At 73.2% G+C, this 19,988-nt stretch carries 23 protein-coding genes and 1 tRNA gene; 18 read left to right on the plus strand and 6 right to left on the minus strand.

Annotated features, from left to right (window positions below; genetic code table 11):
* The first annotated feature begins 10 nt into the window (after nt 1–10).
* From ACYU7L_RS10120 to ACYU7L_RS10165, 10 genes are all read left to right on the plus strand, one after another.
* Nucleotides 11–601 (plus strand): FtsB family cell division protein, encoded by a 591-nt coding sequence (locus tag ACYU7L_RS10120; protein WP_460795764.1) that lies wholly within the window; start codon nt 11–13, stop codon nt 599–601.
* Nucleotides 598–1,158, plus strand: coding sequence for a DUF501 domain-containing protein (locus ACYU7L_RS10125; protein WP_460795766.1), 561 nt, complete (start codon nt 598–600; stop codon nt 1,156–1,158). The genes ACYU7L_RS10120 and ACYU7L_RS10125 overlap by 4 nt, the downstream gene beginning before the upstream one ends.
* Nucleotides 1,155–2,066 carry a Ppx/GppA phosphatase family protein gene (locus tag ACYU7L_RS10130; RefSeq protein WP_460795768.1) on the plus strand — a complete coding sequence of 304 codons (912 nt, stop codon included), beginning with the start codon at nt 1,155–1,157 and terminating at the stop codon, nt 2,064–2,066. The genes ACYU7L_RS10125 and ACYU7L_RS10130 overlap by 4 nt, the downstream gene beginning before the upstream one ends.
* Nucleotides 2,067–2,136: 70 nt before the next feature.
* Entirely contained in the window at nt 2,137–2,532 is a 396-nt protein-coding gene (locus ACYU7L_RS10135) for a phage holin family protein (RefSeq protein ID WP_460795770.1), read from the plus strand.
* The gene (locus ACYU7L_RS10140; protein ID WP_460795773.1) at nt 2,529–2,807 is read left to right on the plus strand and encodes a DUF3618 domain-containing protein; all 279 of its coding nucleotides are present in this window, start codon (nt 2,529–2,531) and stop codon (nt 2,805–2,807) included. The genes ACYU7L_RS10135 and ACYU7L_RS10140 overlap by 4 nt, the downstream gene beginning before the upstream one ends.
* A gap of 51 nt (nt 2,808–2,858) precedes the next feature.
* Entirely contained in the window at nt 2,859–3,176 is a 318-nt protein-coding gene (locus ACYU7L_RS10145) for a hypothetical protein (RefSeq protein WP_460795775.1), read from the plus strand.
* Between the two features lie 53 nt (nt 3,177–3,229).
* Nucleotides 3,230–4,117, plus strand: coding sequence for a uracil-DNA glycosylase (locus ACYU7L_RS10150; RefSeq protein WP_460795778.1), 888 nt, complete (start codon nt 3,230–3,232; stop codon nt 4,115–4,117).
* Nucleotides 4,114–4,632 carry a glycine cleavage system transcriptional repressor gene (locus ACYU7L_RS10155; RefSeq protein ID WP_460795780.1) on the plus strand — a complete coding sequence of 173 codons (519 nt, stop codon included), beginning with the start codon at nt 4,114–4,116 and terminating at the stop codon, nt 4,630–4,632. Before ACYU7L_RS10150 ends, ACYU7L_RS10155 begins: the two co-directional genes overlap by 4 nt.
* On the plus strand, nt 4,629–5,183 hold the full coding sequence (gene def, locus ACYU7L_RS10160) for a peptide deformylase (RefSeq protein WP_460795783.1): 555 nt from the start codon (nt 4,629–4,631) through the stop codon (nt 5,181–5,183). The genes ACYU7L_RS10155 and def overlap by 4 nt, the downstream gene beginning before the upstream one ends.
* 19 nt (nt 5,184–5,202) lie before the next feature.
* Nucleotides 5,203–5,278: transfer RNA gene (locus tag ACYU7L_RS10165), tRNA-Leu, on the plus strand.
* A 43-nt stretch (nt 5,279–5,321) separates the two neighbouring features.
* Here the strand turns inward: ACYU7L_RS10165 and ACYU7L_RS10170 are convergent.
* On the minus strand, nt 5,322–5,558 hold the full coding sequence (locus ACYU7L_RS10170) for a hypothetical protein (protein ID WP_460795785.1): 237 nt from the start codon (nt 5,556–5,558) through the stop codon (nt 5,322–5,324).
* A gap of 246 nt (nt 5,559–5,804) precedes the next feature.
* On the opposite strand from ACYU7L_RS10170, the gene ACYU7L_RS10175 reads away from it, so the two are divergent.
* Together ACYU7L_RS10175 and ACYU7L_RS10180 are read left to right on the plus strand one after the other, a co-directional pair.
* The gene (locus ACYU7L_RS10175) at nt 5,805–6,560 is read left to right on the plus strand and encodes a polyprenol monophosphomannose synthase (protein WP_460795788.1); all 756 of its coding nucleotides are present in this window, start codon (nt 5,805–5,807) and stop codon (nt 6,558–6,560) included.
* Nucleotides 6,557–8,101: a hypothetical protein gene (locus ACYU7L_RS10180; RefSeq protein WP_460795790.1), complete on the plus strand. Its 1,545-nt coding sequence runs from the start codon at nt 6,557–6,559 to the stop codon at nt 8,099–8,101. The genes ACYU7L_RS10175 and ACYU7L_RS10180 overlap by 4 nt, the downstream gene beginning before the upstream one ends.
* Nucleotides 8,102–8,144: 43 nt before the next feature.
* Here the strand turns inward: ACYU7L_RS10180 and ACYU7L_RS10185 are convergent, their stop codons facing one another.
* Nucleotides 8,145–9,668, minus strand: a complete 1,524-nt coding sequence (locus ACYU7L_RS10185; RefSeq protein ID WP_460795792.1) for an alpha/beta hydrolase family protein — start codon at nt 9,666–9,668, stop codon at nt 8,145–8,147.
* A gap of 119 nt (nt 9,669–9,787) precedes the next feature.
* Here ACYU7L_RS10185 and ACYU7L_RS10190 point away from each other — a divergent pair, with 119 nt between their 5' ends.
* Entirely contained in the window at nt 9,788–11,311 is a 1,524-nt protein-coding gene (locus ACYU7L_RS10190) for a cellulase family glycosylhydrolase (RefSeq protein WP_460795795.1), read from the plus strand.
* Between the two features lie 163 nt (nt 11,312–11,474).
* Nucleotides 11,475–12,347 carry a Bax inhibitor-1/YccA family protein gene (locus ACYU7L_RS10195; RefSeq protein WP_460795797.1) on the plus strand — a complete coding sequence of 291 codons (873 nt, stop codon included), beginning with the start codon at nt 11,475–11,477 and terminating at the stop codon, nt 12,345–12,347.
* 74 nt (nt 12,348–12,421) lie between these two features.
* Here the strand turns inward: ACYU7L_RS10195 and ACYU7L_RS10200 are convergent, their stop codons facing one another.
* Nucleotides 12,422–12,790, minus strand: coding sequence for an HNH endonuclease (locus tag ACYU7L_RS10200; RefSeq protein WP_460795800.1), 369 nt, complete (start codon nt 12,788–12,790; stop codon nt 12,422–12,424).
* Nucleotides 12,791–12,823: 33 nt separating this feature from the next.
* The gene (locus ACYU7L_RS10205; RefSeq protein WP_460795805.1) at nt 12,824–14,596 is read right to left on the minus strand and encodes a carboxyl transferase domain-containing protein; all 1,773 of its coding nucleotides are present in this window, start codon (nt 14,594–14,596) and stop codon (nt 12,824–12,826) included.
* A gap of 61 nt (nt 14,597–14,657) precedes the next feature.
* Between ACYU7L_RS10205 and ACYU7L_RS10210 the strand changes: the two genes are divergently transcribed.
* The 3 genes from ACYU7L_RS10210 to ACYU7L_RS10220 all read left to right on the plus strand — a co-directional run bounded on the left by ACYU7L_RS10210 (nt 14,658) and on the right by ACYU7L_RS10220 (nt 16,487).
* Nucleotides 14,658–15,569, plus strand: a complete 912-nt coding sequence (locus ACYU7L_RS10210) for an MBL fold metallo-hydrolase (protein ID WP_460795808.1) — start codon at nt 14,658–14,660, stop codon at nt 15,567–15,569.
* Between the two features lie 115 nt (nt 15,570–15,684).
* Nucleotides 15,685–16,305: an arginase family protein gene (locus tag ACYU7L_RS10215; protein WP_460795811.1), complete on the plus strand. Its 621-nt coding sequence runs from the start codon at nt 15,685–15,687 to the stop codon at nt 16,303–16,305.
* Nucleotides 16,287–16,487 carry a hypothetical protein gene (locus ACYU7L_RS10220; RefSeq protein WP_460795814.1) on the plus strand — a complete coding sequence of 67 codons (201 nt, stop codon included), beginning with the start codon at nt 16,287–16,289 and terminating at the stop codon, nt 16,485–16,487. The genes ACYU7L_RS10215 and ACYU7L_RS10220 overlap by 19 nt, the downstream gene beginning before the upstream one ends.
* 2 nt (nt 16,488–16,489) lie before the next feature.
* Here the strand turns inward: ACYU7L_RS10220 and ACYU7L_RS10225 are convergent, their stop codons facing one another.
* Complete coding sequence (locus tag ACYU7L_RS10225) at nt 16,490–17,563, minus strand: SGNH/GDSL hydrolase family protein (RefSeq protein ID WP_460795816.1); 1,074 nt, start codon at nt 17,561–17,563, stop codon at nt 16,490–16,492.
* A gap of 64 nt (nt 17,564–17,627) precedes the next feature.
* Here ACYU7L_RS10225 and ACYU7L_RS10230 point away from each other — a divergent pair, with 64 nt between their 5' ends.
* Nucleotides 17,628–19,043: a cystathionine beta-synthase gene (locus ACYU7L_RS10230; protein WP_460795818.1), complete on the plus strand. Its 1,416-nt coding sequence runs from the start codon at nt 17,628–17,630 to the stop codon at nt 19,041–19,043.
* Between the two features lies 1 nt (nt 19,044).
* Here the strand turns inward: ACYU7L_RS10230 and ACYU7L_RS10235 are convergent, their stop codons facing one another.
* The gene (locus ACYU7L_RS10235; RefSeq protein WP_460795820.1) at nt 19,045–19,890 is read right to left on the minus strand and encodes an ABC transporter substrate-binding protein; all 846 of its coding nucleotides are present in this window, start codon (nt 19,888–19,890) and stop codon (nt 19,045–19,047) included.
* Nucleotides 19,891–19,988 lie beyond the last annotated feature (98 nt).

A 19,988-nucleotide genomic window follows, 5' to 3' on the forward strand; every position in this document is an offset into this window, starting at 1 on the left:
CGGCCGGACGGTGAGTGCACGGGACAACGCACGGTCCGCCCGCGGCAGTGGCCGCGGCGGCCCCGGCGGCAGTCGACGACCGGGCGAGCGGGGCACCCCGCGCGCCCGGTCGGTCGCGCCCGCGCCACCGAGCGGCCGGCCCGCGCGACGCCGCCCGAGGCTCACCGGTCGGGCGGCGGTCCTGGTGCTGGTGCTCGCGGTGCTCGCGGTCTCCTACGCGTCCTCGCTGCGGGCCTACCTCGAGCAGCGCACCCACCTGTCCACCCTGCGGAGCCAGATCGCCGAGCGGGAGGCCGACATCTCAGCGCTCGAGCGCGAGAAACGGCGGTGGGACGACCCGGCGTACGTCGAGGCGCAGGCGCGTGAGCGGCTCGGCTATCTGATGCCCGGCGAGACCGGCTTCCAGGTGCTCGACGAGAACGGCGAGCCGCTGGGCGCCCAGGCGGCGCTGCACGACCCGCAGGACGTCGTCCCCACCGAGCCCACCGCCTGGTGGACCACCGCCTGGGGCTCGATGGAGCTGGCCGGCCGGCCGCCGCGAGCCGACGACGGCCCCGCCGACGAGATCGGCCCACCCCCCACCGAGAAGGGCGACGAGTGAGCGACCACCAGGCCGCCGAGTCCCAGGCAGCACCCATCGCCGAGCAGGACGTCGCGGCGATCGCCGAGCAGCTGGGCCGTGAGCCGCGCGGCATCCACGAGATCGGGCACCGCTGTCCGTGCGGCAACCCCGACGTGGTCACGACGGAACCGCGGCTGCCCAACGGCACGCCGTTCCCCACGACCTTCTACCTCACCTGCCCGCGCGCGGCCTCGCGCATCGGGACGCTCGAGGGCACCGGCGTGATGAAGCGGATGCAGGAGCGGCTCGGGGAGGACCCCGAGCTGGCCGCGGCCTACGCCGCCGCCCACGAGCGCTATCTCGAGGCGCGCTACGCCATCGGCGAGGTGCCCGAGATCCACGGCATCTCCGCCGGTGGGATGCCCGACCGGGTCAAGTGCCTGCACGTGCTGGCCGGCCAGTCGCTCGCGCAGGGCCGCGGCGTGAACCCGCTGGGCGACGAGGTCCTCGACCTGCTCGGCGCCTGGTGGGAGAGCGGGCCGTGCGTGGGCGCGTCGGGGGCCGACGCGGGCGACACGGGCGACGCAGCCCCGTGATCGCTGCCATCGACTGCGGCACCAACACCATCAAGCTGCTGATCGGGGACCTGCCCGACGTCGCCGTCCGCGAGAACCGGATGGTGCGCCTCGGCGAGGGCGTCGACCGCACCGGCCGGCTCTCCGACGCCGCGCTGGAGCGGGCGTTCGCGGCCCTCGACGAGTACGCCGCGCTGATCGCCCGGCACCCGGTGGAGCGGATCCGCTTCTGCGCCACCTCCGCGACCCGCGACGCCTCGAACGCCGAGGTGTTCACCGCAGGCGTGCGGCAGCGGCTCGGGATCGAGCCGGAGGTCGTCGCCGGGTCCGAGGAGGCGGCGCTCGCCTTCGACGGCGCGGTGCGCAACCTGCGTACGCCGGCCGCCGCCCCGGTGCTGGTCGTGGACATCGGCGGCGGCTCGACGGAGCTGATCCTGGGCTGCCCGTCCGGCCCCGAGGGCGGGGAGGGCCCGGCTGCGGCGTACTCGATGGACATCGGGTCGGTCCGCCTGCACGAGCGCCACCTCCACACCGACCCGCCCACGGCCGACGAGGTGGCCGCGTGCATCGCCGACATCGACGCCGCGCTGGACGCCTGCCCGGTCGACCCGGCCGCGGCCGCGAGCGTGGTGGGAGTCGCGGGGACCGTCCTCACGCTGGCCGCGGGAGTCCTGGACCTGCCGGCGTTCGACTCGACGGTCGTCGACCAGTCCGTGCTCGGTCACGACGAGGTGCACGCTCTCGTCGAGCGCCTGCTGGGGATGACGGTGGCGCAGCGCCGCGATCTCCCCTACATGCACCCCGGCCGCGCCGACGTCATCGGCGCGGGCGCGCTCATCCTCGACCGGGTGCTGCGGCGCACGACGCTGGAGACGGTGACGGTCTCCGAGGCCGACATCCTGGACGGGATCGGCTGGTCGATCAGCTGAGGGGCGCCTCTGTCGGCGCCCCTGTTCGTCACCCCGGTTTGTCGCCTCGGGCCGGGGGTACCGACGGCACATGAGCCACCAACAGTCGGACGAACCGATCGGTGCGCTGGTGCATCGGCTCTCGGAGCAGATCCCCCAGCTCATCCGCAGTGAGCTGCGCCTCGCGCAGGCGGAGATGACGCAGAAGGGCAAGAAGGCCGGCCTCGGCATCGGCATGTTCAGCGCCGCCGGCCTGCTCGCCTTCTTCGGCCTGGCCACGCTGATCACCACCGCGATCCTCGCCCTGGCCCTCGTGCTGCCCGCCTGGGCTGCCGCGCTCATCGTGACCGGCGTGCTCTTCGTGGTGGCCGGTGTGGTGGCGATGGTCGGCAAGAAGGAGGTCGCCCAGGCGACGCCGGCTGCGCCCGAGACCACCATCCACAGTGTCAAGGCCGATGTCGACGCGCTGAAGGGCGGACACGCATGAGCGGCAAGCACGAAGGTGAGCCCGTCGAGCCGGGAAGCCCCGAGGCCATCGAGGCCGACATCGCCCGACAGCGCGAGCAGCTGGCCGACACCGTCGACGCCCTGCAGCGCCAGCTCGACTTCAAGACCCGTGCTCAGGACAAGCTCGCCGAGCTGCGGCGTCAGGCCACCGACGCCGACGGCAAGCCCAAGCCGGCTGTGTCCGCCGGCGTCGCGGGCGCCGTCGTACTGCTCGTGGGGCTGATCGTCCTCAAGCGGCGTCGCAGCCGCGACTGAGCACCACCCCCCGACCACCTCCTCCAGCCCCTCAAGGGAAAGGAACCCCCCATGTTCAAGAAGCTCCCCCTCCTCGCCGCAGCCGGTGTCGGCTATGTCCTCGGTGCCCGTGCGGGCCGCGAGCGCTACGAGCAGATCGCCGCGACCACCCGCAAGGTGGCCGGCAACCCCAAGGTGCAGAGCGCGGCGAAGTCCGCCCAGGACACCGTCGCCACCCAGGCGCCCGTCGTCGCCGACGCGGTGAAGGACAAGGTCACGACCGCTGCGTCCGCCGCGGCCGACAAGGTCCGCAAGGACGACGGCAGTGACGGCGCCCCCGGTGATGTCAGCGTGACGCCCGGCGTCACGCCGCCGCCGGCCGGCTACTGAACCGCGCGGCGCCACCTGATCCGTCGTACGAGGTCCTCGGTGAGGATGGGGGAGTGAGCGAGCTCCTGCCCCATCCCCTCACCGGGGACCTCTTCGCGTCCCCGGTCCCGCCGGGCACCGGCTGGCCCGGAGACCCGGCGGACCAGGCGACGCCGGTCGCGCAGGACGCCGACGACGTGCGCCGATTGGTCACAGACGACCACCCCCATCCCGAAATCGCTGCCGTTGGGGACCAAACGGCAGCCCTGGCCGCCCTCGACGCCCGCGTCTCCGTCTGCCGGGCCTGCCCCCGCCTCGTCACCTGGCGCGAGGAGGTGGCGCACTCCAAGCGGGCGTCGTTCCGGGGCGAGCCCTACTGGGGCCGGCCCATCGGTGGCTGGGGGTCGCCGACCCCGCGGGTGCTGATCATCGGGCTGGCGCCGGCGGCCAACGGCGGCAACCGGACGGGGCGGATCTTCACCGGCGACCGGTCCGGGGACTGGCTGTTCGCGAGCCTCCACCGGGTCGGGCTCGCCAACCAGTCGACGAGCGTGCACGCCGGGGACGGGCTGGAGCTGATCGACACCCGGATGATGGCGGCGGTGCGCTGCGCCCCGCCCGCCAACAGGCCGAGCGTCGAGGAGCGCGACACCTGCGCGCCGTGGCTGCACGCCGAGCTCGCGCTGGTCGCGCCGAGCGTGCGGGCGGTGGTGGCGCTGGGCGGATTCGGGTGGGATGCAGCCCTCGGCGCCTACCGCGCGATCGGGTACGGCGTCCCGCGGCCCAAGCCGCGCTTCGGGCACGGCGTCGAGGCGGTTCTGGCCGCCCCGGAGGGCAGCGCGCTGCCTCCTGTGACCCTCATCGGCAGCTATCACCCGAGCCAGCAGAACACCTTCACCGGACGGCTCACGGAGACCATGCTGGACGACGTGCTCGGCCGGGCTGCGACAATGCCCGGGTGACCCTCCACGCCATCACCGTCCTCGGCCACGACCGACCCGGCATCATCGCCGAGACCACGGGCATCCTCGCCGGTCTGGGCCTCAACCTCGAGGACACCACGATGACCCTGCTGCGGGGTCACTTCGCGATGACGCTCATCTGCGAGGGCGACGCCACCGACGCCGCGATCGTGGAGGGCCTCGCCCCGCTGACCGCCGACGGCACGTTGACCGTCACCGTCCGCGAGGTGCCGCGCGAGGACACCGCCGCGGTGGGGGGTACGTCGTGGGTGCTGACTGTGCACGGCGGCGACCGGGCCGGCATCGTCTCCACGATCGTCGGAGAGGTCGCGAAGGCGGGCGGCAACATCACCGACCTCACGACCCGGCTGGCCGGTGATCTCTACCTGCTGATCGCGGAGGTCGACCTGCCCTCCGGTGCCGACGTCGAGGCCGTCGAGACGGCGTTGCGCGACGCCGCGGATGCCCTCGGGGTGGACGTGTCGCTGCGTGCGGTGGAGGCCGACGAGCTGTGATCGACGAACGCCTCGCCGCCTGGACCGAGGACGAGCTGGGCGTCGAGGGCAGGATCCTCGATGTCGTGCGCGCTCCCGCGAAGGTGCTCTCCACCGTCGGTGCGGAGGTCGACCCCACCGCCCCCGACATCGTCCAGCTCGCCGCCGACCTGGTGGCCACGATGCGCGTCAGTCCCGGCTGCGTCGGGCTGGCCGCGCCCCAGGTCGACGTCTCGGCGAAGGTCTTCTGCGTCGACGTCTCCGCGCACCCCAAGACCCGGGAACACCACGGCACGTTCGTGCTGTGCAACGCGGTGGTGGTCGAGTCCTCGCGCAACGAGAAGGCCCGCGAGGGCTGCATGTCGGTGCCCGACTTCACCGGCGACGTCAAGCGTGCGACGCGGCTCGTCGTACGAGGTCAGCTGCCCGGCACCGGCGAGCAGGTCGAGCTCAGCGCCAACGCCTTCGAGGCGCGGGCCCTGCAGCACGAGATCGACCACTGCGAGGGTCTGCTGTTCCTCGACCGGGCCGCGGGTGCCCACGCGATCTATGCCCGCAAGACCTACCAGTAGGACCCGCGGCCCCGGCCGAGCCCCCGTATCCCAATGGCAGAGGAAATCGCCTTAAAAGCGACTCAGTGTGGGTTCGAGTCCCACCGGGGGCACCACGCAGGCGAAGCCGGGCCGCCGAGCCGGGAACGTGCAGTCCCGTCAGGGTGTCGGGGCCCGCAGCAGTGACTCCGTGATCTGCCGCGAGCGTCGCGACAGCACTGCGAGGAACGTCAGCCCCCCGGCGACGCTCCCGAGGATCACCGCGAGGCCCCAGTCCTCCCCGAGCCGCAGCAGCACGAAGATGGCCACCGCCGCGACGCCGGCGGCGATGAGCTGGGCGCGCACGAGCAGGGCGAGCACATCGGCATAGATCGCCCAGGCGACGCGTCCGGGCACGGGCTGGCGAACAGGCTGGCCAATGGGATGGGGGGCATCAGGAGACCGGGTCACGAGCAGCACCGTAGGCGACCCGGGCGCAGGACCCCGCGAGGAGAGGCGCGCCGGCGGACGTGGAGAATGTGCGGGGCACGTGATGTTCGAAGGCGGTTCATGCGCGCGCCGGGGCGGGGACACCGCTGTGTCGGTGGTGGCCTGCCACGCTGGCCGCTCAGTCGGACGGGCACGTCAGAACGGGGGAGTCGCATGCGCACGGTGATCGTGGTGCCGACCTACAACGAGGTCGACAACCTGGCCTGGATCGTCGGCAGGGTCCGCACGGCCGTGCCCCAGGCCGACGTCCTGATCGTGGACGACGGGTCCCCGGACGGCACCGGCGAGGTGGCCGACCTGCTGGCCGCGGCCGACGCGCAGGTCCAGGTCGTGCACCGCACGGAGAAGGCCGGCCTCGGCGCGGCCTACGTGCACGGGTTCACGGTGGCGCTGGAGCGCGGCTACGACGTCATCGGGGAGATGGACGCCGACGGCTCCCACCAGCCCGAGCAGCTGCCCGACCTGCTGCGCGCCATCGACGCGGGCGCCGACCTCGTGCTCGGCTCGCGCTGGGTCCCGGGTGGGTCGGTCGTCAACTGGGCGCTCTCGCGCCGCCTGCTCTCGCAGGGCGGCAACCTCTACGCCCGGCTCCTGCTCGGCATCCCCGTGCGCGACGCGACCGGGGGGTTCCGGCTCTTCCGCGCGTCGACGCTGCGGGCCATCGACTATGCCTCGGTCCAGTCGTTCGGCTACTGCTTCCAGATCGATCTGGCCCGCCGCACGCTCGAGGCCGGCCTGTGCGTGGAGGAGGTCCCGATCGAGTTCGTCGAGCGGACCCTCGGCGAGTCCAAGATGAGCGGCTCCATCGCGCTCGAGTCGCTGTGGCGGGTCACCGGATGGGGCTTCGCGACCCGCTTCGGGCGGCGCCCCCTGGCCGTTGCCCGGGAAGCCGATCCGGTGGGCCCTTGAGCGTGCCCACGACCGGGGCCGCACCCGATGTCGAGCGCCCCTCCAGCCGGCTGCTGCCGCTGGCGGTGGTGCTCGTGGTGCTCGCCCGCTTCCCCGGCCTGCTCTGGCCGCTGAGCTCCGACGAGGCCGGCTTCCTGCTGGTCTCGCGCGCCTGGGACCCGACGCCCGACAGTCTCTACGGCACCTACTGGGTCGACCGGGCCCCCATCCTGATCGGCACCATCCGGCTCTCCGACCTCGCCGCCGGGGCGTACGGCGCTCGCCTGCTCGCCGCTGTCTTCGCGGCGCTGCTGGTGGTCGCCGTCCACCGTCTCGCGGCCCTCGTCGCCGGACCGGTGGCCGGGCGCTGGGCCACGATCATGGCGGTCGGGCTGCTGGCGAACCCCTACCTGAACGCGTGGACCGGCAAGGGGGAGGTCTTCGGGACCGCACTGGTGGCGCTGGCGTGCTGGTGGGCGGTCGCGGCGGTGCGGCGTCCGCCCGGCCTGTCCCGCGTCGCGCTGCTCCTGGCCGCAGGCGCGGCCGGTGCGCTCGCCGTCGGCATGAAGCAGAGCCTCGTCGGCGGGCTGGTCTTCGCCGGGGTCTTCTGGGTGGGGGCGACCTTCGCCGGGCGGGTCAGCGTGCGCGAGTGCGTCGGCGCTGCGCTCGCACTGCTCACGGGAGCCGCCGTGCCCGTCGTGGCCACCGTGGCCTGGGCGGTGTCGCACGGGATCCGGCTCGAGACGCTGAGCTATCAGGTGCTCGGGTTCCGCTCGGACGCCTCCGCGGTCATCGCGGACGGCAGCATGCGGATGGTGCTCATCCGCGGAGCGCTGCTGCTGCTGGTCTTCGTCACCGCGGGGATGGCGCCGGCGCTCGTGCTGCTCGCGAGCTCGGTGCGGCACCTGGTGCCCCACCATGCGCCGGAGCTCACCGCGCTGGGGGCGATGCTCGCGGTCGACCTGGTCGGGGTGGCGCTGGGCGGCAGCTACTGGCGCGCCTACCTGATCCCGCTGGTCCCCGGCGTCGCGCTGGCGGTGGCGTTCGTCGCGCTGCTGCCCGGCTGGCGCCGGCGCGCGACCCGGCTCCTGACGCTCTCGGCCTGCGCCCTGTCCGTCGTGCTGCTGGTGCAGTGGACGGCGACGCGCACGACCGGCCTGCTCGGCCCGGAGTCGCACAACATCGGCACCGCCATCAAGGAGGTGGCCGAGCCCGACGACACGGTCGTCACGCTCTATGGCATGACCGCGCTCGAGGAGGCCTCCGGGCTGCGCTCGCCCTACGAGCACCTGTGGAGCCTGCCGATGCGCACGCTCGACCCCGAGCTCACTGATCTGAAGGCGCTCCTCGCCGGACCCGAGGCACCCACCTGGGTGGCCGAGCTGATCTCTGCCAACTCCTGGAAGATCGACGAGTCGGGTGAGCTGCGCGGTCTCCTCGCCGAGCGGTACGTCGTGGCCGGTGAGCCCTGCGACTCGACCATCTGGCGCCTCGCGGACGAGCCGCGCCCCGAGCTGCCGGACGTCGACTGCTCGGCGCCGTGGACGCTGTGGACCGACTGACCGACTGACCGATTGACCGGCTGACCGGCTGACCGACTGGGGCTCAGCAGCCGGCGTCGTTGATGTCGCCGTCGAGCAGGACGCCACCCCCACCTGCTCGGCGCACGCCGTACGCCGAGCAGTAGTAGAAGCTCAGCAGCTCGTCGCGGCGCAGCGTGACCGGGTCCCAGCGTCCGCCGCCGGTCGGCTCGAGGTAGCGGAACCGCTTCGCGAGCAGGGCCCGGTCGTTGCGGCGGTGCTTGAGGTAGCGGTCCAGCCACCGCTGGACGTAGACGCTGCTCAGCGCCTGCCCCCAGCGGCTCGCGGGGAGCACCAGCGGGATGTCGGTGTAGTCCAGGTGCGTCGAGGCGCGCGGGACCATCAGCATCGCGTCGACGCCGGCGCGCCGCCACGCGTCGAAGCCGGTGGCGCGCTCGCGACGCGGGTCGGGGCCCTGCGGGGAGAGGGACGGGGACAGCGAGCTGCCGCCGCTGGTGAGGTACGGCGAGACCGTGAAGCCGTAGTCCGACTGCAGCGCCAGCGCGGGCACCACCGGTCGGTTGCCGGTGCCGTCCAGCAGACCCGCCGAATCGGGTCCGGTCAGCTTGTCGAGGGCGACCACCGCGGCCACCCGCCGGTCGGTGGCCTGGACCTTGGAGACCGCGGCAGCGCCCATCGAGTGCCCGACGATCGCGATCCGCATCCGGCGCCCCGGGGTGTGCGGCCGCGGGTCGCGCGAGCGGTCGAAACGGCGCCACAGCGGGTTGTGCCCGCTCACCGGGGCGCCCGCGGCGGCCGGGTTGGCATAGGGCCGGGCCGGGGTGGAGACGAAGAAGTCGAGGGCGTCCTCGGTGCCGACCACGAAGTTCGACAGCTGCTGGGACGGGACGCCGGGGCAGCCCAGCTGCTCACCGTCGCGCGGGGTGGCGAACGGGTTGCAGAAGGGCAGCGCGTCGATGGGGCCCTCGTGAGGCAGCGTCTCGCTGGTGCCCTGCCCCTGGACGTCGTAGGTCAGCACGACGTAGCCGCGCTCGGCGAGGTCCTGGGCGAGCCAGAGGTACATCCCCTCGGAGCCCTGCACCGATCCCGTGGTGATCACGACGCCGGGGAACGGTCCGCGCAGCCGCTTGCCGGTGTAGGGGTCGCGGGCGCCCGGCCGCGGGGCGTGCACGGTGCCGCGCAGCAGCGCGCCGTACCGGTTGGTGAAGGTGACCTTGCGGCTGATCCCGCGGGTGCCTGCCCAGCCGGCGCGCAGCGGGTTGCCGGCGTTCCAGCCCGGCACGACCAGACCCGGCGTCAGCGCGAGCCGCGCCGGGGTCGCCACCTGGGCCAGCAGCTGAGCGACGCTCACCTGGGTGGCGCTGGTGACCAGCCCCGGGAGGTAGGCGGGGTTGCGCAGCTGGCCGCCCGGTCCGGTGATCCGGCCGTAGGCGTCGGCGATGTTCGCCGCGTCGCGCGCGACGTACGCCGGGGTGCCCGGCTCGGGCGCTGCCGAGGCTGCGGGGACCACGGTGGCCGTCAGCGCGAGTGCCAGAGCGGGGGCCAGCGGGGAGGCCAGGCGGGCGAGTAGGCGGGCGAGCAGGGACATCGGTTCTCCTCCGGAGGGGGCTGCGGTGCCCAACGAGCAGCGCCGGCCGCCGTCACGCGCAGGGTCTTCGCGCAGAGGTAACCTCCGGCCTCCGGCGCCGTTGGTAGAACGTGTTGCACATGAGCGCTCGGGGTCCGCGTCCGGTTCTGGTCTGGCTGCTGAGCGTGGTGATGCTGCTCGGCTCGCTGCTGGCGCTCGACGCCTCGCCGGCCGTGGCAGCCCCCGGCGCTGCCCCCGTCGCTGCCGCCGAGCGATCACCCGCACCTCCGCCCCAGCTGCGCCGCCAGGGGCGGTGGCTGGTGGACCCGCAGGGCCGTGTGGTGATCGTGCACGGGCTCAACCTGGTGTGGAAGCGCAAGCCCTACGCCCCGCCGGCGACGAAGGCCGGGTTCACCGCCCGTGACGCCCGCTGGCTGGCCCGGCACGGCTTCAACGGCGCCCGGCTCGGCACCCTGTGGGCCGGCCTCACCCCGGACGAGGCCGGCGTCGAGGACCCGGCCTACGTCGCGAAGTGGCAGCGGGTGATGGACCAGCTCTCGAAGCGCGGGATCTGGATGATGCTCGACTTCCACCAGGACCAGTGGCACGAGACGTACGGCGGGGAGGGCGCGCCCGACTGGGCAGCGGTCCGCCCCTCGCCGTACGACCTGCTGCCGCCGGTGAACGCGCCCTTCCCGACCGGCTACTGGACGCCGGAGGTCTCCACGGTCTTCGACGACTTCTGGGCCAACAAGGGGGGCGTGCTCGACGGGTGGGTCGACGCGTGGAAGGTCGCGGCGCGGACCTGGCGCCGTCAGCCGCACCTGATGGGCTACGACCTGATCAACGAGCCGTGGGCCGGGAAGGAGTGGGCCGCCTGCCTGATCGGCGGCTGCGCGTCGACCTACGAGCGGGAGCTGCAGCCGGCGTTCGAGAAGGCACTGCGCGCCATCCGTCGCATCGACGGCGAGAACGTCGTGTGGTGGGAGCCCCAGCAGTTCGCCGGCGGCCAGCAGCTCGAGACCTTCTTCACCGACGTGGCCGGGGAGGACCAGCTCGGCCTGTCCTGGCACAGCTACTGCCCCGAGGTGTTCCTGGAGTCGCAGGGCCTCCCGATCGGGGACGTGGAGAAGTGCACGGACTTCGCCGGCGAGCGTCAGGAGCACGCGCTCGACCAGGCGAGGCGGATGCGCGCCGTGCCGCTGATGAGCGAGTGGGGCGCCACCGACAACGTGCGCGCCGTCGAGATCGACGCCGCCGCGGCCGACAGGCACCTGATGGGCTGGACCCACTGGGCCTACAAGTTCTGGAACGACCCGACCACCGCCGACACCGACCAGGGCCTCTTCCGTGACGACCGGGACCTGTCCACCGCCAAACGCGACAAGCTGCGCGTGCTGGTGCGCACCTATGCGCAGGCCACCGCGGGCACGCCGATGGCGATGTCGTTCGACCCGCGCAGCGGCGACTTCCAGTTCCGCTACCGCCCCGACCGGCGGATCTCGGCGCCGACCCGGATCTTCGTCAGCCCGCTGCACTACCCCGAGGGGTACGACGTGCGCGTGCGCGGCGGTCGGGTCGCGGAGCGCACCGCACGTCAGGTGCTGGTCCGGGCCCGCGGGAAGGGCCAGGTGACGGTGCGGATCACCACGCGGGTCCGCTGATCGGGGCCCGGCTCGGCCCGGGGCTGAGATGTTCCTGAGAGTGGGAACACCGGGGCCCGACCCCTCGTTGAACCTGACACAACCGCACGATGCGCGCTGACCCCTAGACTGGGCAGCACGCTTGATCGTCACCCGACGGTACCCCCGGCCTCGAGGAGAGACCATGCAGAGCAACAACCCGGTGTTCAGGCGCTCGGCCGAGTTCAACGGGTCGAGCACCAACCAGACCTACCCCGGCGGCTACGGCCAGCAGGGATATGGGCAGCAGGGCCAGCAGGGCTACGCCCAGCCCGGCTACTCCGACCCGTCCACCTGGGACATGACCCGCCAGGCCCCCCCGGCGCAGCAGGACCGGATGACCATCGACTCGGTCGTCCAGGCCACCGGCGTCTCGCTGGGCGTCGTGATCGTGACCGCGTTCGCGACCTGGCTGCTCACCCCCGAGATCACGGCCGAGACCGGGGTCTCCGGCTCGCTGATGCTCGCGTTCCTCGTCGGCTCGTTCGGCGCCTTCGCGATGTCGCTGGTCAACTCCTTCAAGCGCGTCATCAGCCCCGCCCTGGTGCTCGTCTTCGCGGTCCTCGAGGGCATGGCGCTCGGCGGCCTGAGCAAGATCTTCGACGCACAGTTCGGCGACGGTGTCGTCACCAACGCGGTGCTGGGCACCTTCGCGGCCTTCATCGGCACGCTGGCCGCCTACAAGTTCCTCAACATCCAGGTCAGTGACAAGTTCCGCAAGATGGTCGTGGCCGCGATGTTCGGCATGGTCGCGCTCGGCCTGCTCGAGCTGATGCTCTCCGCCTTCGGTGCCTCGTTCGGGCTCTTCGAGACCGGCGCGCTCGGCCTGATCTTCGCGGTCGCCGGCCTGGCGCTCGGTGTCTTCATGCTGATCCTCGACTTCGACTTCGTCGAGAAGGGGATCGCCGCCGGCCTCGAGCAGCGTGAGTCGTGGCGCGCGGCGTTCGCGATGACCGTCAGCCTGGTCTGGATCTACACCAACCTGCTGCGTCTGATGGCGATCTTCAGCTCCGACTGACGCAGCACCCACCACACGTCGTACGACGAGAGCCCCGGGCAGTGCGCCCGGGGCTCTCGTGCGTTCGGGCCGGGCTACTCCGTGTCGGTGGCCGGCGCGAAGCGCGCCGTCATCGCCGCGGAGATCGCGACGTGGCGCTCCAGGAACGCCCGCTCGTCGAGCTTCTTGCGACGCAGCCAGCCGGTGACCTCGTCGTTGCACTTGCTGGCGTTGCACGAGCCGCAGGCCGGCGCGATGTTGTCGAGGGTGTAGCGCCCGCCGCGTGAGATCGGCAGCACGCAGTCGCGCTGCAGCGGCTTGTCGCTCACGCCGCAGTAGGCGCAGCCGCCCCACGCCGACTGGAGGGCCTCCCACTGCTCGGGGCTCAGGTCGTGCTCGACGCGTCCCATCCGGACCTTGCGTCTGCGCGCATAGCGCGCCTTGCGACTCCGGTTGACCGCCACCGCACAAGTCTAGGAGCGGCCCGGTCCGAAGTGTCAGCCGAGCAGCCGGCTGATCCAGCGGCGCGTGTCGGCGGGGTCGATCACGTCGTCGAGCTCGAAGACGGTGGCGGCGTTGAGCGCCTTGCCCTGCTCGTAGGCGAGCTCGATCATCTCGTCGAGGAAGCGCTGCCGCTCGGCCTCGTCCTCGATCGCGTCGAGCTCGCGGCGGAAGCCGAGCTTGACCGCACCCTCGAGGCCCATCGCGCCGACCTCCCCGGTCGGCCAGGCCAGCGTCGCCAGCGGCACCTTGAAGCCACCGGCCGCCATCGCCATCGCGCCCAGCCCGTAGGCCTTGCGGACCACGACCGTGACGACCGGCACCGTGAGCCGCGCGCCCTTCGTGAAGAGCCCGCCGAACCGGCGCACCGACCCGCTGCGCTCGGCGTCCGGACCCACCATGAAGCCGGGGGTGTCGCACAGCGAGATCACCGGCAGCCCGTGGCTCTCGCAGAGCTCGAGGAAGGCCGCGGCCTTGTCGGCGCCCTCGCTGTCGATGGCGCCGCCGAGGTGCTCGCTGCTGTTGGCGAGCAGTCCGTAGGGCCGTCCCTCGACCCGGACCAGCGCCGTCACGATCCCGCGCCCGAAGCCGCGGCGCAGCTCGAGAACCGAGCCGGTGTCCGCGAGCAGCTCGACCAGGCGTCGTACGTCGAAGGCCCGGACCCGGTCGAGGGGGACGACGTCGCGCAGCTGCTCCTGGGGGGCGCACTGCCAGTCGTCGTGGGGTCCATCGAAGTAGGAGAGGTAGCGCTTCGCCACCGCGACGGCCTCCGTCTCGTCCTCGACCAGCACGTCGATGACGCCGTTGGCGCTCTGCACGTCGGAGGGGCCGATCTCCTCGGGGCGGTGCACGCCCAGGCCGCCGCCCTCGATCATCGCCGGGCCACCCATCCCGATGTTGGAGTCGCGGGTGGCGATGATGACGTCGCAGCAGCCGAGCAGGGCGGCGTTGCCGGCGAAGCAGCGTCCGGCCGCGATGCCGACGAGCGGGACCTGCCCGCTCAGCCGGGCGAAGCGGTGGAACGTCGAGAGGTCGAGCATCGCGACGACCGGCATGTCGGTGTCGCCGGGCCGCCCGCCCCCGCCCTCGGCGAAGAGCACCACCGGAGTCCGCAGCTGCTCGGCGAGCTCGACGAGGCGGTCGGTCTTCTGGTGGTTGCGCAGCCCCTGCGTGCCGGCCAGCACCGTCGCGTCGTACGCCAGGACCGCGCAGCGGCGCCCGTCGATCTCGGCGATCCCGGTGATCAGCCCGTCGGCGGGGGTGTTGGCGACCAGGTCCTCGAGCGAGCGACGGCTGCGCTGGGCGGCGATGGCGAGGGGGCCGTACTCCACGAGCGTGCCCTCGTCGCAGAGGTCGTTCACGTTCTCGCGCGCGGTGCGCTGGCCGCGCTCGCGGCGCCGGGCGACGGCCGTGGGGCGAAACTCGTCGAGGCCGAAGGAGTGGCGGTGCACGACCTCGGCGACGTCGGGGCGCAGGGTGTCGCTGTCGTCGGGCTTCGGGTCGGCCGCCGTGGGGGACGGGTCGGCCGGTGCCTGGGCCTCGCGGAGCACGACCAGCGGCTGGTCGCGCCGTACGCCGTCGCGCAGGGCGACGCTCACCGCGGTGACCTCGAACCAGCCGGATCCCGCGGGTGCCGTGATCGGGTGCTCCATCTTCATCGACTCCAGGACCAGCAGCGTGCCGCCGGCGGGGACGAGGTCGCCGGGGCCGGCGCTCAGCCGCACCACGGTGCCGATCATCGGGGCGCGTACCTGCAGCTCGTGAGTCACGGTGGACACCTTTTCATGCGACCTCGGCCCCGGGGCGCTGCGCAGGCCCTAGCCTCCTCGCATGCGCCTGAAGCTCGGTCGTCCCGACCTGGAGAGGTATGCCGCTCGCTTCGACGTGCCGGCGGCCCAGGGACCCTTCGCCGTCACGTTCCTGGGGGTCTCGACCCTGCTCGTGGACGACGGCAGCTGCGCCGTGATGACCGACGGGTTCTTCTCCCGGCCCTCGCTGCTGCGCGCAGGCGTCCGGCGGATCGCCCCCGACCGTGCGCGGATCGAGGCGGCGCTGGCCCGGGCCGGGGTCGACCGGCTCGAGGCGGTGGTGCCGGTGCACACCCACTACGACCACGCCCTGGACTCCGCCGTCGTCGCGGAGCGGACCGGTGCGCTGCTCGTGGGCGGCGAGTCGGCGGCGTACGTCGGGCGAGGGCACGGCCTGACCGAGGACCGTCTCCGCGTCGCCGTCGCGGGGGAGTCGATCGCCCTCGGGGACTTCGAGCTGGTGCTCATCGAGTCCGACCACTGTCCTCCCGACCGCTCGCCCGGGGTGATCACCGAGCCCGTGGTCCCCCCGGTGCGCCGCGATGCCTACAAGTGCGGCGAGGCGTGGTCGATCCTGCTGGCGCACGGCTCCGGGCGGACCGCGCTGATCCAGGGCAGCGCCGGCTTCGTGCCCGGGGCTCTTGCGGGATGCAGCGCCGACGTCGCCTATCTCGGGGTGGGACAGCTCGGGCTGCTGGACGAGGACTACCTGCGCGACTACTGGGCCGAGACGGTGGAGGCGGTCGGCGCGCGCCGCGTCGTACTCATCCACTGGGACGACTTCTTCCGCCCCCTGGACCGGCCGCTTCGGGCGCTGCCCTATGCCGGCGACGACCTCGACGTCACGATGCGGGTGCTCGGCGACCTCGCCCGGCGGCAGGGGGTCGTGCTCAGTCTGCCGACGGCGTGGCGGCGCGAGGATCCGTGGGCCTGACGTCCGCACCGCCCCCATGTAACGCGGGGTTATCGTGACTGCCACAGCGTTCTAGCGCTGCGGTAGCCGCGATAACCCCGCGTTACAAGGGGGCAGTGGGGGCTAGCGTGCGGCCATGACCTTCGCCGTCACGACGTACGCCGGCCCGGCCGGGGACCACAACGAGCGCGCCATGCGGGCCGTCTCCGCGGTGGGGGAGGCGCTGGGGCGACGACTCGGGGTGGCGCCGGTGTGCGTCGGCTCGCCCGGGGCGCCGCTGGACCAGGGGTGGGAGCCGGAGCTGGTCCACGCCACGCCTGCGCTGCGGGAGATGGCCGCGCGCATCGACGACGTGCTGAGCGGCGGGCTGACGCCGATCTCGGCGATCACGCGCTGCGCCGTGGCGCTGGCGACGCAGCCGGTCGTGCTGCGGCACCGGCCGGACGCCGTGGTCGTCTGGCTCGATGCGCACGGCGACCTGAACGTGCCGGCGGACACGGGCACCGGCTACCTCGGCGGGATGGCGCTGTCCGGGCCGCTGGGCTGGTGGGACTCCGGGCTGGGCGCCGGGCTGCCCGCCGAGCAGGCGATCCTGGTCGGCGCCCGTGACCTCGACCGGCCGAGCAGGAGCATCTCGACGCGGGGCGGGTCGCGCTGGTCGCGGGCGGTCCGTCGCTGGGGGAGCGGCTCGCCGAGGCCGTGGCGGGGCGGCCGGTCTACTTCCACCTCGACTGCGACGTGCTCGAGCCCGGTGTGATCAGCACCGACTACCGGGTGCCCGGCGGGCTCACGCTGGCCGACCTGCGGGCGTGCGCCGACGCGGTGGCGACCGGCGAGCTGGTGGGGGCGGAGATCGGTGAGCTGGAGGGGGAGGGGACTGCGAGCATCGACGAGCTGCTGGACGCCCTCGACCCGCTCTGGAGCGGGCCGCGGAGCTGAGGTCAGCCGATGGCCGGCTGTGACTCCCCGTCGGCGGCGCCGCTCGGACCCTCGTCCGCCTCCTGGCTGGGCTCGTCGTCGTCCTGCGGAGCCTCGGCCTCGGCCTGCGGGTGCCGGCGACGGTGGCGGATCTCCGCCCAGCGACCGCGTACGCCGCGGCGCGCGCCGGCCACCTCGGTGCCGTCGACCTCGGTGCCCGGGGTCCGGGCGGCCTGGACCGCCGCCGTCGCGATGGGCAGCACGCCCTCGCCGCGGAAGGCCTCGGGGGCTGCCTCGTCCTCGGGGATCAGGCCGAGCGCGGCCAGCGTCGAGGGCAGCAGCACCGCCGCCAGCGAGCGGTAGCCGTCCGCCGAGGGGTGGAACTGGTCGGGTCCGAAGAGCAGCGCGGGCGCCGCCTCGAACTCCGGGCCCAGCACCGAGCTGAGCGAGACGGTCCGTCCGCCCGCCTCGACGGCCGCGATCGTCTGTGCCGCGGCGAGTCGGCGCGACCAGGTGCGGGCGATCTGCTTCAGCGGCGGCGCGATCGGCTTGATGGTGCCCAGATCCGGGCAGGTGCCGACGACGACCTGCACTCCGGCCTCACGCAGCCGTCGTACCCCCTCGGCGAGGTGCTGCACCGACTGCGACGGCAGCACGGTGTGGGTCACGTCGTTGGCGCCGACGAGGATCAGCGCGACGTCGGGCTCGATGGGCAGGGTGCGGTCGATCTGGGAGGCGAGGTCGGAGGACTGGGCCCCGACGACGGCGAACTCGCGCAGGTAGACGCGCCGGTCCGCGCGCGCGGCCAGGCCCGAGGCTAGCCGGGCTCCCGGCGTCTCCTCGACGCGCTCGACGCCGTACCCGGCCGCGCTCGAGTCGCCGAGCAGCGCGACCTTGATCGCGGGCCCGGGGCGGCCGCGGCCGTACCAGCCGGTCGCGTCCGGGGGCGGCTCCTCGGAGACGGTCCCGATGGCCTTGCGGGCGAGCTTGGCCTCGGCGGTGAGCACGCCGTACAAGCCCGCGCCGAGGACTGAGAGGCCCCCGCCGCCGTAGGCGGCAGCCGAGGCGAGTCTCCTGGCGGCAGCAGCTTTCCCCACGGGGCCACTCTACGAGGGGGTGCGTGGGTTTGCTGCCCGACGGGTGCGGTGGCACATTGGGCCGGTGCAGTATGTGGACTCCCTCCTTGACCTGATCGGCAACACCCCGCTCGTGCGGCTGTCCCGATCCCTCGACGACCCCGACACCGACGCAGCCGCTCGCCTGGCCGGCACCACGACCGGGCCGATGGTCCTGGCGAAGGTCGAGTACCTCAACCCCGGCGGCTCCATCAAGGACCGCATCGCGGTCCGGATGGTCGACGCGGCCGAGAAGTCCGGCGCGCTGCAGCCCGGCGGCACGATCGTCGAGCCCACCTCCGGCAACACCGGCGTGGGGCTGGCGATGGTCGCGCAGGAGCGCGGCTACCAGTGCATCTTCGTGTGCCCCGACAAGGTGAGCGAGGACAAGCGCAACGTCCTCAAGGCGTACGGCGCGCAGGTCGTCGTGTGCCCGACCGCGGTGGCCCCCGAGCACCCCGACTCCTACTACAACGTCTCCGACCGCCTGGCCTCGCAGCCCGGCGCGTGGAAGCCGGACCAGTACTCCAACCAGGAGAACCCGCGCTCGCACTACGAGACCACCGGCCCCGAGATCTGGGCGCAGACCGACGGTCGGATCACCCACCTGGTGACCGGCGTCGGCACCGGCGGCACGATCAGCGGCATCGGGCGCTACCTCAAGGAGCAGAACCCGGCCGTCCAGGTCGTCGGCGCGGACCCGGCCGGCTCGGTCTACTCCGGCGGCACCGGTCGCCCCTACCTCGTCGAGGGCGTCGGCGAGGACTTCTGGCCGACCACCTACGACAAGTCCGTGGCAGACCGGATCATCGAGGTCTCCGACGCCGACTCGTTCGCGATGACCCGTCGCCTGGCCCGCGAGGAGGCGCTGCTCGTCGGCGGCTCGTCGGGCATGGCGGCCTGGGCCGCGCGCCAGCTGGCCCGTGAGCTCGCCGGCACCCCCGAGGGCGAGAACGCCGTCATCGTCGTGGTCCTGCCCGACTCCGGTCGCGGCTACCTGACGAAGGTCTTCAACGACGAGTGGCTGGGCCAGTACGGCTTCCTCGCCGCCTCATCGGAGCAGACCGTCGGCGAGGTGCTGCGCGGCAAGTCCGGCGTGCTGCCCGACCTCGTGCACACCCACCCCAGCGAGACCATCGCCGAGGCCGTGCACATCCTGCGGGAGTACGGCGTCTCGCAGATGCCCGTCGTCCGCGCCGAGCCGCCGATCGTGGCGGCGGAGGTCGCCGGCTCGGTCTCCGAGCGGACCCTGCTCGACGCGCTCTACGCCGGCACGGCCAAGCTGACCGATCCCGTCGAGGACCACATGTCCCCGCCCATGCCGACGGTCGGCGCGACCTCGTCGGCCTCCGCGGCGGTCGAGGAGCTCGAGGCGGCCGACGCCGTGCTCGTCCACGAGGACGGCAAGCCGGTGGGCGTGCTGACCCGGCAGGACCTGCTGGCCTTCCTCGCCCGCAGCTGAGTCAGGGGTGGAGGAGCTGGGCCAGCTCCTCCACGCCGTCGACCAGGCGGGTGCCCGGGCGGGCCCATGAGGCGTTCGCGTCGACGGCGTGGACGGGCACGCCGTCCGGGAGCACCCCCGATGCGACCAGCTCGTCGGCGAGCCGCTGCGACTCCGCCCGGTCGAAGCCGCACGGCGCGCAGACGATGACGTCGGGGGCGGCGGCGTGCACGTCCTCCCAGGTGACCCGGACCGACTTCTCACCGGCCGTCCCGAGGACGGCATCACCGCCGGCGAGCGCGATCATCTCCGGGATCCAGTGCCCGGGCGCGAACGGCGGCTCGGTCCACTCCAGGAGCATCACCCGGGGCCGCGACCTGCCTGCGACCCGCGCCGCGACCGCGGCCAGCCGGCGTCGTTGGTCGGCCACGAGCGCGTCCGCCTCGTCGAGGTGGCCGGTCGCCCGCCCCAGCGTGACGATCGATCCCAGCACCTCGTCGAGCGTGTGCGGGTCGATGGTGAGGACCTCGGCCCGGCACCCGAGGTGCGCGAGCGCGTCGTCCACCACCGAGACGTCGACCGCGCACACCGCGCACAGGTCCTGGGTGACGACGAGGTCGGCGTCGAGCCCGGCGAGCGCCCCCTCGTCGAGGTGGTAGAGGTCGACCCCGCGCCGCATCGCGTCCGCCACCCAGGCGTCGATCTCCGCGGGCGCGAGCCCCTCGGGCATCGCCGAGGTCGACACGATCGTGCGCTCGCGTGCCGCGGCGGGGAAGTCGCACTCGAAGGTCACCCCCACCACGTCGTCGCCCGCCCCGATCGCGAACAGGATCTCGGTGGTCGACGGCAGCAGGGAGACGATGCGCATGGCGGGGATCCTCCCAGGTGTCGGTTTCCCCGGTCGACCGGGGAAACCTGATGTTGTCGGGTGAAGTTTCGCCCGACAACATCAGCGATCCCCGGTCG

This window comes from Nocardioides pacificus (genome assembly GCF_054775955.1).

Bases quoted from the DNA above. Each gene is read 5' to 3' on its own strand.
- ACYU7L_RS10135 (WP_460795770.1), top strand. From the start codon at position 2,137: ATGAGCCACCAACAGTCGGACGAACCGATCGGTGCGCTGGTGCATCGG.
- ACYU7L_RS10140 (WP_460795773.1), top strand. From the start codon at position 2,529: ATGAGCGGCAAGCACGAAGGTGAGCCCGTCGAGCCGGGAAGCCCCGAG.
- ACYU7L_RS10145 (WP_460795775.1), top strand. From the start codon at position 2,859: ATGTTCAAGAAGCTCCCCCTCCTCGCCGCAGCCGGTGTCGGCTATGTC.
- ACYU7L_RS10175 (WP_460795788.1), top strand. From the start codon at position 5,805: ATGCGCACGGTGATCGTGGTGCCGACCTACAACGAGGTCGACAACCTG.
- ACYU7L_RS10185 (WP_460795792.1), bottom strand. From the start codon at position 9,668: ATGTCCCTGCTCGCCCGCCTACTCGCCCGCCTGGCCTCCCCGCTGGCC.
- ACYU7L_RS10190 (WP_460795795.1), top strand. From the start codon at position 9,788: ATGAGCGCTCGGGGTCCGCGTCCGGTTCTGGTCTGGCTGCTGAGCGTG.
- ACYU7L_RS10195 (WP_460795797.1), top strand. From the start codon at position 11,475: ATGCAGAGCAACAACCCGGTGTTCAGGCGCTCGGCCGAGTTCAACGGG.
- ACYU7L_RS10210 (WP_460795808.1), top strand. From the start codon at position 14,658: ATGCGCCTGAAGCTCGGTCGTCCCGACCTGGAGAGGTATGCCGCTCGC.
- ACYU7L_RS10215 (WP_460795811.1), top strand. From the start codon at position 15,685: ATGACCTTCGCCGTCACGACGTACGCCGGCCCGGCCGGGGACCACAAC.
- ACYU7L_RS10235 (WP_460795820.1), bottom strand. From the start codon at position 19,890: ATGCGCATCGTCTCCCTGCTGCCGTCGACCACCGAGATCCTGTTCGCG.